General features: G+C 68.9%; 13 protein-coding genes and 1 riboswitch. Of the genes, 10 read left to right on the top strand and 3 right to left on the bottom strand.

The genetic code is table 11. The features are described 5' to 3' along the window. Position 1 precedes the first annotated feature (1 nt). The 3 genes from C998_RS0107435 to fnr form a co-directional block, all read right to left on the bottom strand. Entirely contained in the window at positions 2 to 571 is a 570-nt protein-coding gene (locus tag C998_RS0107435; RefSeq protein WP_026279523.1) for a DUF2058 domain-containing protein, read from the bottom strand. Between the two features lie 104 nt (positions 572 to 675). Beyond that, the gene (locus C998_RS0107430) at positions 676 to 1,164 is read right to left on the bottom strand and encodes a DUF2390 domain-containing protein (RefSeq protein ID WP_018870231.1); all 489 of its coding nucleotides are present in this window, start codon (positions 1,162 to 1,164) and stop codon (positions 676 to 678) included. Further along, positions 1,157 to 1,885, bottom strand: coding sequence for a fumarate/nitrate reduction transcriptional regulator Fnr (gene fnr / locus C998_RS0107425; protein WP_026279522.1), 729 nt, complete (start codon positions 1,883 to 1,885; stop codon positions 1,157 to 1,159). Before fnr ends, C998_RS0107430 begins: the two co-directional genes overlap by 8 nt. Positions 1,886 to 2,112: 227 nt before the next feature. Here fnr and C998_RS0107420 point away from each other — a divergent pair, with 227 nt between their 5' ends. The 10 genes from C998_RS0107420 (at position 2,113) to cobA (ending at position 16,594) form a co-directional block, all read left to right on the top strand. Then, entirely contained in the window at positions 2,113 to 3,345 is a 1,233-nt protein-coding gene (locus C998_RS0107420; RefSeq protein WP_018870229.1) for a class I SAM-dependent methyltransferase, read from the top strand. 109 nt (positions 3,346 to 3,454) lie between these two features. Continuing rightward, positions 3,455 to 5,350: a hypothetical protein gene (locus C998_RS0107415; RefSeq protein ID WP_018870228.1), complete on the top strand. Its 1,896-nt coding sequence runs from the start codon at positions 3,455 to 3,457 to the stop codon at positions 5,348 to 5,350. Positions 5,351 to 5,404: 54 nt separating this feature from the next. Beyond that, positions 5,405 to 5,657: riboswitch (cobalamin riboswitch) on the top strand. Between the two features lie 152 nt (positions 5,658 to 5,809). Then, positions 5,810 to 7,651 carry a TonB-dependent receptor domain-containing protein gene (locus C998_RS0107410; RefSeq protein WP_018870227.1) on the top strand — a complete coding sequence of 614 codons (1,842 nt, stop codon included), beginning with the start codon at positions 5,810 to 5,812 and terminating at the stop codon, positions 7,649 to 7,651. A 4-nt stretch (positions 7,652 to 7,655) separates the two neighbouring features. Continuing rightward, positions 7,656 to 8,222 (top strand): cob(I)yrinic acid a,c-diamide adenosyltransferase, encoded by a 567-nt coding sequence (locus C998_RS0107405; RefSeq protein WP_018870226.1) that lies wholly within the window; start codon positions 7,656 to 7,658, stop codon positions 8,220 to 8,222. A gap of 190 nt (positions 8,223 to 8,412) precedes the next feature. Further along, positions 8,413 to 13,029, top strand: coding sequence for a cobaltochelatase subunit CobN (locus C998_RS0107400; RefSeq protein ID WP_018870225.1), 4,617 nt, complete (start codon positions 8,413 to 8,415; stop codon positions 13,027 to 13,029). 35 nt (positions 13,030 to 13,064) lie between these two features. Beyond that, positions 13,065 to 13,505, top strand: a complete 441-nt coding sequence (locus C998_RS0107395) for a MotA/TolQ/ExbB proton channel family protein (RefSeq protein ID WP_018870224.1) — start codon at positions 13,065 to 13,067, stop codon at positions 13,503 to 13,505. Continuing rightward, on the top strand, positions 13,502 to 13,801 hold the full coding sequence (locus C998_RS0107390) for a DUF2149 domain-containing protein (RefSeq protein WP_018870223.1): 300 nt from the start codon (positions 13,502 to 13,504) through the stop codon (positions 13,799 to 13,801). Before C998_RS0107395 ends, C998_RS0107390 begins: the two co-directional genes overlap by 4 nt. A 53-nt stretch (positions 13,802 to 13,854) precedes the next feature. Further along, on the top strand, positions 13,855 to 14,463 hold the full coding sequence (gene cobO / locus C998_RS0107385) for a cob(I)yrinic acid a,c-diamide adenosyltransferase (protein ID WP_018870222.1): 609 nt from the start codon (positions 13,855 to 13,857) through the stop codon (positions 14,461 to 14,463). After that, complete coding sequence (locus tag C998_RS0107380) at positions 14,460 to 15,782, top strand: cobyrinate a,c-diamide synthase (RefSeq protein WP_018870221.1); 1,323 nt, start codon at positions 14,460 to 14,462, stop codon at positions 15,780 to 15,782. The genes cobO and C998_RS0107380 overlap by 4 nt, the downstream gene beginning before the upstream one ends. Beyond that, a complete protein-coding gene (gene cobA / locus C998_RS0107375; RefSeq protein ID WP_018870220.1) occupies positions 15,779 to 16,594 on the top strand; it encodes a uroporphyrinogen-III C-methyltransferase in 816 nt (271 codons plus the stop codon). Before C998_RS0107380 ends, cobA begins: the two co-directional genes overlap by 4 nt. Positions 16,595 to 16,596 lie beyond the last annotated feature (2 nt).

The following is a 16,596-nucleotide window of genomic DNA, read 5'->3' as shown; positions in this document are numbered from 1 at the left end:
CTCACCACATCAGGTCGTCGGGCACCACGTGATCCGCATACGGGTCGTCGGCGGCCGGTTCGCTGTCCGCGGCCTCCTCGGCCGGGATGACCAGCGGCCACTGCGGGTCGCGTTCGCGGATGCGATCCGCGGTCTCGCGGGGCACCAGGCGAAAACCGGCCTCCGGTCGGTGGTCGAGGCCGGCGATCGCGGCGCGTCCGTCGGCCAGCTGGCGCCGCAGGGCCGGCGTGACCGGCAGGCTGCGGATCCGCCCGCCCTGCTGGAAGTGATAGTCCTCGGCATCCTCGCCGGCGGGCACCGGATACAGGTTGGAACTGACCAGCTCGCGCAGCTGGGCGGTCAGGGCCTTGCGCGCGGCGCGGGCCTGGCGTTCCTCGTTCTTGCGCCGCGAGCGTTCGGCCTGTTCCGCCTGACGCTGCTCGGCGGCCGTGGGCTCGGCCGCGGGTGGCCCCGCCTTCTTCGGCTTTTTGGCCTTTTTCTTGCCCTTGTGCTGTTCGCTGCGGGCCTTCTTGACCTGCTTTTCGTCGACCAGGCCGGTCTTGAGGAGCTGGTCGCGCATTGCGTCGGACATGTTCGGTTGCCGTCTGGCTGAGTGGAACCCGTCAGGATAGCCGGAACCGGGGGCTGCGTGCAGGGGAGGTCGGGGCGTGGTCGATGTTTTGCCGACGCGGCCGCTCAGGGGAGGCCCGGGACCGAGGACGAGGCGAGTTCAGCGGCGCCTGCGGAGCGTTCGTCCGGCGGGAGTCCGGGTTCGAGGCGGGCGAGGCGCTCTCCGATGGTGTCCGCGCGCGGGCGCCGGTGCGGGGCTGCGTCGGCGGCCGGAGGCGGGCATTCCTGCAGCAGGTGCAGCGCCCCCAGGTGCTCCGCGCGCAATTCCAGTTCCAGCAGGGCGCGGTACAGGGCATGTCGTTCGGGGGTGTGCAGGCGTCGGCGCAGGGCCCGGATCCGGAGGGTGGCGCGGGTACTCCAGTCGCGTGCCCGGGCGTGCAGCCGATCGAGATCGTCGGTGGTCAGCGCCCCGGGATGCCAGGCGGCGAACAGCACGCGAATCACGTCAGCGCCATGGTGGTCCTGCCAGGACATCAACCGATCGCGCAGCCCCGGATCGCTCCAGGCGGATTCGGCGAACGACCAGAAATCCCCGGTGGCCCGGGTGTCAGGCACTGCTGGCGGCGGACGTGCTGACGCCGGCCGTGGTCCGCAGGGCATCCAGGTCGGGGATGTGCAGATCGCGGGTGTGCAGCTCGATCAGGCCCTGGCGCCGCATCTGCGTGAACAGCCGGCTGATGGTTTCCTGCGTCAGGCCCAGGTGGTTGGCGATCTCCGCGCGCGACATCGGCAGGATGAAGCGGTCGGCCGCCAGCCCGCGTGCCTGGTGGCGCTGCGACAGCGACAGCAGGAACGTTGCCAGACGCTGCTCCGCGCTGCGCTGGCCGAGCAGGGCGTGCAGGTTCTCCTCGCTTGCCAGGCCGCGGCTCATCACCCCCATCAGGTGCTGCCGGAACGTGGGCAGGCGGCCGGACAGATCATCCACCAGCGACCACGGGACCGCACAGACGCTGGTGGACTCCAGCGCGATGGCGGTGACCGGATGGGACCCCTGGTGAATGGCATCCAGTCCCAGCAGTTCGCCGGCCAGCGCGAAGCCGGTGATCTGCTCGGTCCCGTCGTCACCCATCAGCACCGTTTTCATCGCGCCGGTGCGCACCGCATACAGGTATTCGAACGGCGACCCCATGGCGAACAGCGTGCTGCCCTTCTCGATCGGACGGCGCTGCTGCACGATCTCGTCGAGCTGCCACAGCTCGGTATCCGGCAGACCCATGGGCAGGCAGAGCTGACGCAGGGTGCACTGATCGCAGGCTTGAGTCGGGCGCAAGGTCATGTCCGGAGGGTAGCCCGTTTGCGGCAATGTGGAAAGACGCCGCGGGTTTTTACGCCGGCGCTCGCGGTGGCGGTGTTTCCCGGATGCACTACGCTTGATGCGTTGGTACAACGGATGGTGTGCGGACCGGCTCCACTGGACGGGCCCGGAGGTGAGAGTTAGACTCAGTATAAAAATAGCCGGACACGGAATCGTGCCGGATTTCAGGGAATCGGGGGCACTCAGTAATGATTGAACGGATGCTGGAACAGTATGTTCGCTACGGGACGCTGACCCTGCGTCACCCGGATGGCACCGAGCAGCGTTTTGGCAGCGGCGAGCCGGAAGTGGTCATGCAGCTGCATGATGCCGGCGCCCTGAAGCGCATTGCGCGGGATCCCGGTTTCGAGCTGGGCGAGACCTACATGGACGGGCTGTGGTCGCCCGGTCCGGAAGGGCTGCGGGTCTTTCTTGATATGACCATGCGCAATTTTGCGCCGATGTTCCAGAAGCGGGTCGGTTTCCTGACGCGTTCGCTGCGCGCCCTCGTGGAGCAGGGCAACCGGGTGGCGCGCAGCTACAAGAACATCTCTCACCACTACGACGTGGACGAATGGCTGTTCCGGCGGTTCCTGGACGAGGGGATGTTCTACAGCTGCGCCTATTTCGCCGAGCCGGGGATGAGCCTGGAGGAGGCGCAGCAGGCCAAGTGCGAGGTCCTGCGCCAGAAACTGTGCCTGGAGCCGGGCATGCGCGTGCTGGACATCGGCTGCGGCTGGGGCGGGCTGGCGATGTATCTGGCCGAGCACGCGGATGTCCGGGTCGATGGCATCACCCTGTCGCGCGAGCAGCTGCGGGTAGCGCAGGACGAAGCGAAGCGCCGGGGTCTGGAGGACAAGGTGCGCTTCCTGTACCAGGACTATCGCGAGCACGACGATCAGTACGACCGGATCGTCAGTGTCGGCATGTTCGAACACGTGGGGCAGCCGAACTACGGCACCTTTTTCCAGCGGGTCAACGACCTGCTCAAGCCCGACGGGATCGCGGTGCTGCACACCATCGGTCGCCAGGAGCCACCGGGCACGGCCAACCCTTGGCTGAAGAAATACATCTTCCCCGGCGGTTACACCCCCGCCCTGTCCGAGGTGATGGAAGCGCTGGAGCCCACGCCGCTGTACACCACCGACATCGAATTCTGGCGGCTGCACTATGCCGAAACCCTGGCCGAATGGTACCGGCGCTTTCAGGCAGTCCGTGAAGAGGCGGCGGCCAGTTTCGACGAGCGCTTCTGCCGCATGTGGGAGTTCTATCTGGCCAGCTGCGAGGGCACTTTCCGCTGGTGGAAGCAGGTGGTGTTCCATATCCAGATGGCGCGTCGGCAGGATGCCGTTCCGCTCACCCGCGACTATCTCTGCGGGCGCGAAGACCCCGGGGTGCGTTCGGTGCCGCCGGCGGACGAGCTGATTTCTTCCGCGCGGTGAACCCCGGCCTCCGGCACGGGTCCAGTGTGGGTCCCCGCCGTTCTGACGGCGACGTGCGGGGCATTCGAGCTTTACACTGACCGGGGATTCCGGTGTTCGGGGAGTAGGGGTGTTCCGCCTTTTTCGTCAACGCAAGTCCGAGGCATCGGGGGCCCCCGAAACGCAGGAGTCGAATCAGGACCAGGTCCTGATCGAGGCTGCGGGACGCAGCCGCATCACCGAGGTGGCGACCAGTGCCCGCAAGGTCCCGTGGTCGCTGAACCTGCTGCAGCTTTTGTGGGCGGCCGGCCCCGTGACCTTCCTCGCGATGCAGGGCGGCTATTTCCTCGGGTTCGGCCATGCGGCTCCCACCCAGAACTTCGTCTTCTTCGCGGTCTACACCCTGCTGTTCGGGGTGATCGGCCTGATCGCGCGCTTTGTCGCCGATGCGACCCGCGGGCGGCGTCAGGAGCGCTCGCAGGTCCAGCTGCGCAATACCATCGATCTGCTGCCGGATCTGCTGTTCGCGACCCGTGACCTGGCCATGGGCGAGATGACGCCGGACATGCGGCGGCGCCAGTCGGCGGCGGTGCTGCTACACGAGGTGGAGGTCTCCCCGGAGGCGGTGGCGGTCGCGGTGCGCGAAATGACCGGCGACCCGACGCTGGCCTCTACCGCCGAGCAGATCGAGATCTATCGGCGTCTGGGGCTGCATGCGCGGGTCGCGGACCTGGTGGAGGCCACCGCCGACGCGCGCATGGCCGCGCTGGAGCGGCTGCACGCCGAGGATTCGGATCTCGCCGAGCTGCTGCGTGACCGCCTGCGCGGGGTCGCGCCGACGCGCGAGGACGGCGTGCGCCGCATCGACCAGTTTCTCGAACGCCTGTTCTCCGCGGCGGATGCGGATGACCTTACGCGCTGCACCCTGGATGATGTCCAGGCGATCTTCGTGCTCGCCTTCGAGCTGGTTAACGGGCGCCAAATCAAGCGCCTGAGTTTCGAATGGTCGGGGCCCTGGCAGCTGGGCCGGGCGCTGGACCGGCTGGAATACCAGAGCAACCGCTTCCGCGTGGCCCAGGCCGGGGTGATCAGCCGTCTCCGCTCGCTGGGGATGCTGCTGGCGCAGAGCGAGACCAGTGGCATCACTCAGCAGCATCTGCGCGAACCCCTGCCGGTCATGGGACAGCAGGTGCTGGCCGGCCTGCGGACCATGCTGGAGGCGGAGCCGGACGTGAAGAGCCCCGACGGCCGTATCCTCGGTGCCGCGATGTCGCAGGTGGAAGAACTGCGTGAAGCCCGGGACCGCCTGATGCAGGCGCAGAGCCGTTACGCCAATGCGGTGGAACGCTGGGAAAACCTGCGCCGGCGCGAACGGGACCGCAAGGGTGCTCAGCGCTGGCAGAAGCGTTCGGCCCGGCGGATCCGGGTGTCGGAGGAGCTGATCGAACTGGACGATGATCAGAAGATCCGGCTGGCCGACGGTCTGTGTGAATATCTCGAGGAGCTGCAGATCCGGCGCGAGGGCGATTTCATCTTCTTCGGCAAGAAGCCGCTGGACGGCGATACCGCCAAGCGCATCGGCATCCAGCTGGCGCTGCTGCTCGACCCGCTGGTGGAGCTGAGCAACCCCAGTATCCAGCGGGCGATCTATTCCAGCCCCGCGGCCTATCTCGGCGGGCTGTACGTGGGCATGAGCGCCGACGCCAAGGCCGGGCTGGGCTCCGCGATGGTGCGCATGGTGCGCCAGGATCTCGGGCGTGCGGCGGAGTGGCTCGCGCTGCGCCTGACCCGGGTCTACCACCTGCCGCTGACCGACGGCATGCGCAGCTTTCTCGAGACCCACTACGGGGCCAACCCCGAGCGCCTGGCGATGCTGGCCCAGAACACCGGGGACGAGTCCCACCCGGTGGCCCTGCGTGCCGAGCGCTCGCCGGAATTCGACGCGATGGTCCAGGACAAGGAATGGGGCCGCCTGCTGCGTCGTGGCGCCCGCTATCGCCAGGCCGAGGAGGCGCGGCAGACCTGAACGCCGCGCGGTCGGCCGGAGAGCACGGGTGGAAAATCAGGGGGGGCTCATGTACCCTGCGCCCCGTTCCTCGGTGCCCTGGCGGTTTCGCCGCCGGGTTAAACGGGAAGTCCGGTGAGCGCTCACGCGCGAGTCCGGCGCTGCCCCCGCAACGGTGATCGAGCGCGGATCCATTCCGGAGTCCTTCGGCAGTGGATCCTCGAGGCTGGCGGCCGAATGCCACTGTGTCATGGACACGGGAAGGCGCCGCCCGCCGGGAATCTCCCGCTCGTCAGCCCGGAGACCGGCCGGGGAATGGTCGTGCGGCACGCGGAGGGCGTGCGAGACGGATGACCGTTCCCGCCACGGGTCCCCGTACCCGTTTCCCGCCGGGAATGCGTTCCTCGTCTTCCTCCCTCGCGCCGGCGCGATCCCCGTGAACCAGCGGCGTGCGGGCGGCTCGCCGGGAGATCCGAAGACATGAAACGCAGTATCCTTTCCGCAGCCATCGTTGCAGCCGTGTCCCCGGCCGTGGCCGACGAAGCGCCGGGTACCAGCCCCGATTCCGCGACCCTGGAACCCGTTCAGGTCACCGCGACCCGTCTCAGCCAGACCGTCGACGAGGCCCTCGCCTCGGTGACCGTCATCGACCGCGAAGAGATCGAGCGCCTGCAGCCGCGCCAGTTCACCGATCTGGTGGAGGGACGCGCCGGGGTCTCCGTCTCCAGCGCCGGCCCGTTCGGCAAGCAGTCCAGCGTGCGCCTGCGTGGCACCGAATCCGATCACCACCTGATGCTGATCGACGGCGTGCGCATGGGGTCGGCCACCACCGGCGGTGCCAGCTGGCAGTTCCTGCCGCCCGAGGAGATCGACCGCGTGGAGATCGTGCGCGGGCCGCGCACCTCCATCTACGGCTCCGATGCCATCGGCGGGGTGACCCAGGTCTTCAGCCGCGCGGGCCGCGAAGGTCCGCCGCGGGTCAATGCCTTCCTTGGCGCCGGCAGCTTCAGCACCTGGGAGGCCGGAATCGGTGTGGCCGGCGGCACCGGGCGCACCGATTACAGCCTGTCCGTCAGTATGTTCGATACCGAGGGCATCGACGTGCAGGACGACGTGGGTGACGACGATCCGGATGGCTATGACAACACCTCGCTGGCCGGCAAGGTTGCCCACCGCCTCGACAACGGGATCGAACTCTTCGGGAACGTTTTGTACTCGGAAGGTGAATCCGAATTCGATAGTACTGAGGGTGATGACTACACTGATTTTGTGCATGCGGCAATCCGTGCGGGTTTCCGAATGCCGGTTACCAGTCGCTGGGATACTGAAATCAGTGTGTCGCACAGTCGGGACGAAAATGATCGCTATATCGACGGAAACTTTAGTTCGCAATATGACACCCGCCGAGACTCGGTTGACTGGCTGAACGAGATTGCTTTGACGGATCGGCTGCTGTTAACGGCAGGTCTGGATGCCCGGGAGGATCGGATTGATGTGGACGACCCGGATTTCCTGGGGGGTGAAGAATATGAGGAAACCAGTCGCTATAACGTGGCTGCTTATGCCCTGATTCAGGCCGACCTTGGGAATCACCTGCTGGAGGGGTCGTTGCGTCACGACGACAACGAGCATTTTGGCGACGAGACGACCGGGCAGGTTGCCTGGGGTCTTCAGGCCACGGACGCCCTGCGGCTTCGCGCCAGCTACGGCACCGCGTTCAAGGCCCCGACGTTCAACGACCTGTACCATCCGGACGTCGGATTCTTCCGGGGCAATCCGGACCTGGTTCCGGAGGAATCGGAAACGTTTGAGCTCGGAGCGAGGTACTCGGCGAGTCTTGCGTATGTCGACGTCGCGGTCTTCGAGACCCGCGTGGATGACCTCATCACGGGATTCCCGATGCCCGAAAACGTCGACGAAGCGCGCATTCGCGGGCTGGAGCTTGAGGGCGGCCATGACCTCGGGCCGTGGAATTCGCGGGTGTCACTGACCCTGCTGGACGCCGAGGACCGGGACACGGGTAATGAGCTGGCGCGCCGGGCCCCGGTCTCGGCCCGCTTCGATCTGGATCGCCAGTTCGGCGACTTCTCCGTGGGTGGGACCATCCTGGCCCGGAGTCGCAGCTATGACCGCGGCGACAACGAGACGCGCCTCTCGGGCTACGGCACCATGAACCTGCGCGCCGCGTATGCCCTCGATCCCGAGTGGACGGTGGAAGGCTCTCTGACCAATGTCTTCGATCGGGATTACGAGACCCAGGCCGGTTATAACAACCCCGGCCGCGCCGCGTTCGTGAAACTGCGTTATCAGCAGCAGAGGTAAGGTCATGGGCAATCGACTGTCGAAGATCGCGACCCGCACGGGTGACGAGGGGCGTACCGGCCTGGGTGACGGCTCGCGCGTGGACAAGGACTCGCATCGCGTCGAAGCCTTTGGTGACGTGGACGAGCTGAACAGCGTCATCGGGCGGGTGCTGGTGCACGAGCTGCCCGAGGACGTACGGCGTTCGCTGTCGCTGATCCAGCATGAGCTGTTCGACCTGGGCGCGGAGCTGGCGGTGCCGGGGCATCAGGCCCTGCCGGAGGCGTCGGTGGAGCGCCTCGATGTCGAGCTCGAGGGCTTCAATGACGAGCTGCCGCCGCTGGAGGAGTTCATCCTCCCGGGGGGCGGCCCGGCCACCGCGGATTGCCATATTGCCCGCACCGTCTGCCGCCGCGCCGAGCGGCGGCTGGTCGCGGTCAATCACCACGAGGCCCTGCGGCCCAGCTCGCTGGCCTACCTCAACCGCCTGTCGGATCTGCTGTTCGTACTGTGCCGGGTGCTGGCGCGCCACGAGAACGGTTCCGAGGTCCTGTGGCAGCCCGCCGCTCGGCGCGAGGCCTCCGGCGGCTGAATCTGCCCGCGGCGCCGTGACGGCGGATCCGCGAAGGCCCCGATCGACAACAGTGCCGCGACGCTGACGCGACCCGCGGCCGATCTCCTTTTCTTCACGCTCCGTCGGGACGCCTCGAGTGTCCCGGCGGCAGTGTGTGCACGTATCCGGGTGTTGAATGATGAGTACATGGAAAAAACGCTACCCCCTGTTGCTGGCGCTGCTGCTGCCGGGGGTTCCGGCGGCGGACACGGAACCGGCCCCGCATATCCTCGGTATCGTCTCGGATCGCTCCGCCGCCGAGGTCACGGCCGGGGCGCATCGTTTCCTCGAGGCCTTCCCCGAATCCGACGTGCGCCTGCGCACTCCGGAGCAGCTGGCCGACAAGGATGACTCCGAGGTCACCGCGTTGTGGGAGGACGCGGACGCCGTGCTGGTGGCGGCGGTGCTGGGCGACGAGGTCGGCCGCCTGACGCGGCTGCTGCGCGAGCGCGGTCCGGATGCCGAAGTCCCGCTGCTGGCGATCAACAGCGACCGGCAGCTGACGGCTCTGTCGCGCCTGGACGGCGAGCAGCCGCTGGCCGGTCTGGAAGACGACGAACGGACCGAGCTGGCGGAGAACCCGGATGCCGACGAGGATCCGCGCGAACACCTGCGGGAGCAGCGGCAGACGTTCCCCGAGCAGGCCGGCTGGCTCACCGGCCGGGCGTATTACCAGGGGCGTACGCCGGAGAGCATGGAGGGCCTGATGCGCTGGCTGGCCGCCGAGGCCGGCCACGACATCGACGTGCCGCAGCCGGATCCGCGCGAGACCATCCGTTTCTACCACGACGGTCGCGCGGTGGATGACGCCGCCGCAATGGATCTGGATGAACGCCCGGCGGTCGCCCTGCTGGACCTGGACACCGGCGACCGGCCGGGCGACCGTGCACTGCTGGATGCCGCCTGCGACGCGCTGGAATCGCGCGATCTGCAGTGCTTCGGCGTGCTGGCGCGCTGGGGCGGCGCCAGCCGGCAGGCGGTGGAGGACCTGGCGCAGTCGGCGGCACCCGCCGATCTCGCCGGCATCGTCTCCCTGCAGGACTTCGTGATCGGGGGCGGCGGTAATCGCGAGGCGGTTGCCGGGGCGCTGGGCGAGCTGGACGTGCCGGTGGTCAAGGGCCTGCGCCTGGCCTCGCGCAGTGAGGGCGAATGGCGGGTCGCGCATGACGGCATCCCCTGGGACAGCATCCACTACCAGGTGGCCATGCCCGAACTGCAGGGCGTGAGCCAGCCCACGGTGCTGGCCGCCGCCGGCGAGCCCGAGATCGACGACCGCACCGGCGTGCGCCTGATGCTCTCCGAGCCGATCCGCGAACGGGTCGACGCGGTGGCCGAACGCATGGCCCGCTGGCAGCGCCTGCGCGAGCGTTCCAATGCCGACAAGCGTGTGGCCATCGTCTACTACAACCATCCGCCGGGGCGCCACAACATCGGCGCCGACAAGCTGGATGTCCCCGAGTCGCTGCTGGAGACCCTGGATCTGCTGCGCGACGCGGGCTACGACACCGGGGATCACCCGGAAGATGCCGAGGCCCTGCTGGACGATATCCAGGATCGCGGCGTCAACCTGCCCGAACATGCCGCCGCGGCCGCCGACATCGCCGGCCGCGTGGCCAGCCTGGATGCGGAGACTTATCGTTCCTACTTCGAGACCCTGCCGGAGACCGTACAGGCCGAACTGGTGCACGGTCCGGTGGGCTATCTGCACGAGCGGCTGCTCAAGGCCCGCGAACTGGGCGCGACCGACGCCGCGGAGCGCGCGCTGGAGAACGGCATCGGCGATCTGCGCCACATGGTGCAGAACTACTCGCATGACGCGCAGCAGCGTGCGCAGTCACTGATCGACCAGCTGGAGCGCGAGTGGGAGGCGCTGCTGGACGGCGGCGGCGACCTGGCGCAGGCGGAATCCCTGCGCGACGCCCTCACGCGCACCGGCATCCCGGGCCTGAGCGGCTGGGGCGAACCCCCGGGCGAGGCCATGACCCACGACGGGGCGATGCATTTCCCCGGGATCGAATACGGCAACGTGTTCATCGGCCCACAGCCGCCGCGGGGCTGGGAAGTCAGCGAGCGCCTGCTGCACGCCAACACCACGTTCCCGCCCACCCATCAGTACGTGGGCTTCTACCACTGGCTGCGCGACCATTTCGAGGCGGATGCGCTGGTCTACATGGGGCGCCACTCCACCCGCGAATTCCTGCCGCGGCGCCGCGCCGGGCTGGCCCCGGACGACTATCCTGAACTCCTCGGCGGCCCGTTGCCGGTGCTGTATCCCTACATCGTCGATGGCGTGGGCGAGGGCATCCAGGCCAAGCGTCGCGCCCAGGGCGTGATCATCAGCCATCTGACGCCGGCGCTGGCGACCACCGAGCTCTACGACGACCTGCTGGAACTGCGCCAGCTGGTCGAAAGCTACGAGGCGAGCACCGATCCGAATTCGCCGACTCAGGCCCGTGCCGCGGAGACGCTGCTGGCCCGTATCGAGGAGCTTGGTCTGAGCGAGACCATCGAGGAGGCGATGGATGCCCACGACCACAGCCATGATCACGATCATGCGCATGATGGTGGTGACGACCACGGGCATGACCATGACCACGGGCATGACCATGACCACGGCCATGACCATGATCACGGGCATGACCATGATCACGGGCATGACCACGACCACGGCCATGACCACGACCACGACCACGGCCATGACCATGACCATGATCACGGGCATGACCACGACCACGGGCACGATCATGACCACGGGCACGATCATGACCACGGGCACGATCATGACCACGGGCACGATCATGACCACGGACATGACCATGATCCGGCTCACGAGGGTGGGCTGGCGGACCTCGACGAGGAGCTGATGGTCCACGACATCGGTCACTGGGTGACCGACATGCAGGAGGAGCACATGCCCCTCGGACTGCATGTGCTGGCCCGCGACTGGGATGGCGGGGCCGTGGACACCATGCTCGACTCGATGGCCGGCGACGCGGAGCCGGACGCGGCGATGCGCGAAGACCTGGAGGGCTCGCCCGCCAATGAGGGAGCCAACCTGCTGGCCGGGCTCGAGGGCCGCTTCGTGCCGCCGAGCCGCGGCAACGATCCGGTGCGCACCCCGGATGTGCTGCCCACCGGGCGCAATTTCCACGCCCTGTCCTCCGATCTGGTGCCCACCCGCATCGCCTGGAGCCTGGGCCAGGACCTGGCGGCCGATGCCCGCGAGCAGGGCGACCCCGAGGCCGAAGGCAGCGAGGCCGTGGTGCTGTGGGCCTCCGACACCGTGCGCGACGAAGGCGTGATGGTGGCCTTCGGACTCGACATGCTTGGTGTCAAGCCCGACTGGAACAGCCGCGGGATCGTCGAGGGCCTGAAGCTGATGGATCTCGACGAGGCCGATCGTGAGCGTCGCCGGGATGCCCTGTTCACTACCTCGGGGCTGTTCCGCGATCTCTACGAGGATCAGCTGGCCTGGCTGGATCAGGCCGCGCGCCTGGCCCTGGACGGCTCGTCGAAGACCATCCGCGCCGAATATCCCCACCTGGACGAAGCGCTGGACGTGGCCCTGGAACCCTTGGGCGAGGACCTGAGGGATCCGGGCCGGGAGCCGCTGGAGCGCAACGACGTGGCGAGCCAGTGGGTAGCCGATACCCGGGCGCTTAAATCCGATGGCGTGGAGGCGGCGGAGGCCGGCCGTCAGGCCGCGCTGCGGGTGTTCGGCACCGCGCCGGGGGCCTATGGCGCCGGGGTGAACCGTCTGGCCGACCGCTCCGGGGCCTGGGAGGATCGTGCCGAGCTGGCCGACGCCTATGCCCGGCGCATGGGGCATGCCTATGGCGCCGGGACCCGCGGCGAGCCCGCTCACGATGCCTTCGATGCGCGTCTGGAAGGCGTGGGCCGCACCTACCTGGGCCGGGCCAGCCATCTCTACGGCCTGCTGGACAACGACGACGGCTTCGACTTCCAGGGCGGTCTGTCGGCCGCGGTGGAACACGCCCGCGGAACGCCGCCGGACAATCGCATCCTGCAGCATGCCGATCCCGACAACCCGCGCGTGGAGAGCCTGCAGCGTGCGCTGATGACCGAGCTGCACGGGCAGAACCTGAACCCGCAGTGGATCGAGCCGCTGATGGATCACGGCTATGCCGGGGCGCGGACCTTCACCGCCGATTTCGTCAACAACCTGTGGGGCTGGCAGGCGACCAGCCCCCACGTGGTCGGTTCCGAGGTATGGGACCACGTACACGACGTCTATCTGCAGGACCGGCACGATCTGGGGCTCGACGAGTTTCTGGAAGACGGCCACAAGGTGCACGTGAAGACGCACATGCAGGCCACGCTGCTGGTGGCCGCGAGCCGCGAGTTCTGGGATGCCGACCCCGAGGTCCTGCAGGCGCTGTCCGAGGACTTCGCCGAACTGGTGGCCGAGCACGGCCTGCCCGGCAGCGGTCATACGCGGCCGGATCACCCCGTGCTCGACGAAGTCGCCGAACGCCTGGACGACGCGGAACTGGCCGAGGCCTTCGACGCCGTGCGCGAGGCCGCGCAGATCGAACGCGAGCCCGCCGAGACCGACCCGGCGCGCATGGCCGAGATCCAGCCGCTGGAACAGCCGGATGCCCGCGAGATGCAGGAGGCCCCGGAGCCGGCCGAGGTCGAGGCGGCGGAGGCCGAGGACGGCCGCGAATCGGGCGAGGCGCGCGCCATGCCGTGGCTCTCCTGGCTGGTCTCCGGGGCCCTGTTCGTACTGCTGCTCGGAGGCATCGTCGCCGGTCGGCGCCGTTAAGAAAGCGCTGAACAAAAATTGATGAGGTAACGCGAATGTCGTTCTCGATCACGATGGAACTGATGGACACGGTGGTGAGCTGGCTGCTGGAGCCGGTGATCATCGGCCTGCTGGTGCTGGTCGCGGTGGCCGTCTGGGAGCTGGGACAGGCCGTGGGCGAGCGCACCGGCGGGGTGCGGCGCCTGGAGACCAGCGGCAATGCCGAGCGCCTGGCGTTCCTGGCGCGGCGGCGCATCGACCGTGCCGACCTCCTGGCGCGTATCGGCCCGATGCTGGGGCTGATGGGGACGCTGATCCCGCTGGGACCGGGGCTGGCGGCCATGGGCCGGGGCGAACTCGACGTACTGGCGCAGGCGGTGACCGTGGCCTTCAACACCACGGTCCTGGGGCTGCTGATCGGTATCCTCGGCTTCCTGCTCGGCCGCCTGCGCCGGCGCTGGTATGACGGCGCGATGGAACGCATGGAGGCCGCATGAGGGTCCCGCACTACCGCGCCAGCCGGTTCGACGCGCCGGACGAGGAACCCATGGGGCCGCTGGCTAACCTCGCGGACATCATGCTGGTGTTCGCGGTCGGCCTGATCGTGGCCCTGGTGGCCGCCGACGACGGACTGGAACAGCAGGAAGCCGGCGGCGTGGACGTCGAGGCCGGCGAGGAGGTTCCCGAACTGCCCGACGGCGCCGGCGAGGCCGGCTCCGGTTTCGAATCCATGGGCCAGGTCTACCGCGACCCGGAGACCGGCCGCATGCTGTTGATCGAGGGTGGCGACTGAGTACACCCGAGCCGGCCGCCCAATGGCCGCAAACCCAATCGAGGAACAGGACCATGAGTGATCAGGACGAACGCGCGCGCCGCCACGCCGAGCGCATGGCGCGCAAGAAGGAAGTGGTGGACCGCAAGATCGCCGAGGCGCAGGAGGAACGCGGCGTGTTCCTGGTGCTGACCGGCAACGGCAAGGGCAAGAGCTCCTCCGGTTTCGGGATGGCGGCGCGCGCGCTGGGCCACGACATGCAGGTGGGCATCGTGCAGTTCATCAAGGGCCGTTTCGCCACCGGCGAGGAGGCCTTCTTCAAGCGCCAGGACAACGTGCAGTACCACGTGATGGGCGAGGGCTACACCTGGGAGACCCAGGATCGCGAGAAGGACGGCGAGGCCGCGCGCGAGGCCTGGGCCCACGCCCGCGACATGCTGACCGATCCGGCCATCGACCTGGTGCTGCTGGACGAGCTGCACATCGCGCTGAAGTACGGCTATCTGGATGTCGACGAGGTGGTGCGGGACCTTACCGCGCGCCCTGAGATGCAGCACGTGATCACCACCGGCCGCGCGGCCCCGCAGGGCCTGATCGACGCAGCCGACACGGTGACCGAACTGCAGGTCGTCAAGCACGCCTTCCAGGCCGGCATCAAGGCGCAGAAGGGCATCGAGCTGTGACGGTGAGCTGTCCGGCGGCGTTCGTGGCGGCGCCGGCCTCGGGGCAGGGCAAGACCACGGTCACCGCCGCGATCGCGCGTTACCACCGCAACCAGGGGCGCCGGGTGCGGGTGTTCAAGACCGGCCCGGATTTCCTCGATCCGATGATCCTGGAGCAGGCCTCCGGGCATCCGGTGGACCCGCTGCATCTGTGGATGGTGGGCGAGGCGGCCTGCCGGGCGAAGCTGCATGCCGCCGCGCAGGATGCCGACCTGATCCTGGTCGAGGGCTCCATGGGCCTGTTCGACGGCGACCCCTCCGGCGCGGACCTGGCGGTCGCCTTCGGCTTGCCGGTGCTGGCGCTGGTGGATGCCGGCGGCATGGCCCAGACCTTCGGCGCCATCGTGCACGGGCTGGCGACCTGGCGCCCGGAGATGCCGCTGGCCGGGGTGATCGCCAACCGCACCGGCAGCCCGGGACACGGGCGCATGCTGCGCGATGCCACGCCGGACAGCGTGCATTTCTTTGGCGCGATCCAGCGCAATGAGGCCCTGAGCGTGCCCGACCGCCACCTCGGGCTGGTGCAGGCCGGCGAGGTCGCCGACCTGGACGCCCGTCTGGAGGCCGCCGCGCAGGCGATCGCCGAGGCCGGGGTGACCGAGTTGCCGGCCCCGGTGGCGTTCGCCCCCGAAGCGGACGCCGGTGCGGAGTCCGACTCGCACTCCGGGAGCGAACGGGCCCCGCGGCTGGACGGACTGCGCATCGGCATCGCCCGCGACGCGGCGTTCGCCTTCACCTATCCGGGCAACCTCGAGTTCCTGCGTGCGCAGGGCGCGCGGCTGGAGTTCTTCTCCCCGGTGGCCGGCGATCGCCTGCCCCAGGTGGATGCGGTGTGGCTGCCGGGCGGCTATCCCGAGCTGCACCTGGAGGCACTGGCGGCCAACACCGGCCTGAAGGCGGATCTGGCCGCGCATCACGCGGCCGGCCGGCCGATCCTGGCCGAGTGTGGCGGCTTCCTCTACCTGCTGGAAGAGCTGGCGGACCGCGACGGCCACGCCGCGCCCATGGCCGGCCTGCTGCCGGGGCATGCGCGTCTGGAGGACAAGCTGCAGGGCCTCGGGCTGCAGGCGGCGCCGCTGCCGGAGGGCGAGCTGCGCGGCCACACCTTCCACCACACCCGGGCCGAGGTCGGACTGGAACCCGTCGCGCACTGCACCCGTGCCCGCGGGGCGGGTTCCACCGGCGAGGCGGTCTACCGCGACGGCCGGCTGACCGCCACCTACCTGCACGCCTGGTTCCCCTCCAACCCGGAGGCGGCCGCGGCCCTGTTCGCGTCATGAGTCGGGCGTTCACGGACAACTCGCCGGCCGCCGGCCGTGTGGATCTGGTCGGCGCCGGGCCGGGTGATCCCGGGCTGCTGACGCTGGACGCGGCCGCGGCGCTGCGCGACGCCGAGGTGTTGCTGCACGACCGCCTGATCCCCGAGGCGATCCTCGCGATGGCCAGTCCGCAGGCCGAACGCTGCTACGTGGGCAAGGCGCGCTCCAACCACAGCCTGCGCCAGGAGGAGCTGAACGCGCTGATGATCGAACGCGCCCGCGAGGGGCGTTACGTAGTGCGGCTGAAGGGCGGAGATCCGTATGTCTTCGGCCGTGGTGGCGAGGAGGCGGCGGCACTGGCGGCGGCCGGCATCCCGGTGCGGGTCATCCCCGGCATCAGCGCGGCCGGCGGCTGCGCGGCGTTTGCCGGCATCCCGCTGACCCACCGCGATCATGCCCATCGCTGCCAGTTCGTGACCGCGCACCGGCGCAACGGCAGTACCGAGCTGGACTGGGAGGCGCTGGCCGCTCCGCGGCAGACGGTGGTGATCTACATGGGGCTGAACCCGCTGGCGGAGATCTGTGCCGGGCTGGTCGCCGCCGGCGCCCCGGCCACGCGGCCCGCCGCCATCATCGAGCACGGGACCCGGCCGGGGCAGCGCGTGGTCGCCGGCACCCTGGGGGACCTGCCCGGGCGCACCGCGGCGCTGGCGCTGGAGTCGCCCAGCCTGCTGATCGTGGGCGACGTGGTGGGCGAACGCGCCCGGCTGACCGGCGATGCTTCCGGGGCGCCCGCGATGGACCTCGGCGCGGTTGACGGGATCCATGGTTGAGC

Origin of the sequence: Thioalkalivibrio sp. ALgr3 (assembly GCF_000377325.1) — a bacterium.
GTDB lineage: Bacteria > Pseudomonadota > Gammaproteobacteria > Ectothiorhodospirales > Ectothiorhodospiraceae > Thioalkalivibrio.
This window is presented reverse-complemented; position numbering and strand designations above follow the sequence as displayed.

Excerpts from the sequence above, each read along its gene's own strand:
- C998_RS0107435 (WP_026279523.1), bottom strand. The coding sequence starts at position 571 with ATGTCCGACGCAATGCGCGACCAGCTCCTCAAGACCGGCCTGGTCGAC.
- fnr (WP_026279522.1), bottom strand. The coding sequence starts at position 1,885 with ATGACCTTGCGCCCGACTCAAGCCTGCGATCAGTGCACCCTGCGTCAG.
- C998_RS0107420 (WP_018870229.1), top strand. The coding sequence starts at position 2,113 with ATGATTGAACGGATGCTGGAACAGTATGTTCGCTACGGGACGCTGACC.
- C998_RS0107410 (WP_018870227.1), top strand. The coding sequence starts at position 5,810 with ATGAAACGCAGTATCCTTTCCGCAGCCATCGTTGCAGCCGTGTCCCCG.
- C998_RS0107405 (WP_018870226.1), top strand. The coding sequence starts at position 7,656 with ATGGGCAATCGACTGTCGAAGATCGCGACCCGCACGGGTGACGAGGGG.
- C998_RS0107395 (WP_018870224.1), top strand. The coding sequence starts at position 13,065 with ATGTCGTTCTCGATCACGATGGAACTGATGGACACGGTGGTGAGCTGG.
- C998_RS0107390 (WP_018870223.1), top strand. The coding sequence starts at position 13,502 with ATGAGGGTCCCGCACTACCGCGCCAGCCGGTTCGACGCGCCGGACGAG.
- cobO (WP_018870222.1), top strand. The coding sequence starts at position 13,855 with ATGAGTGATCAGGACGAACGCGCGCGCCGCCACGCCGAGCGCATGGCG.
- cobA (WP_018870220.1), top strand. The coding sequence starts at position 15,779 with ATGAGTCGGGCGTTCACGGACAACTCGCCGGCCGCCGGCCGTGTGGAT.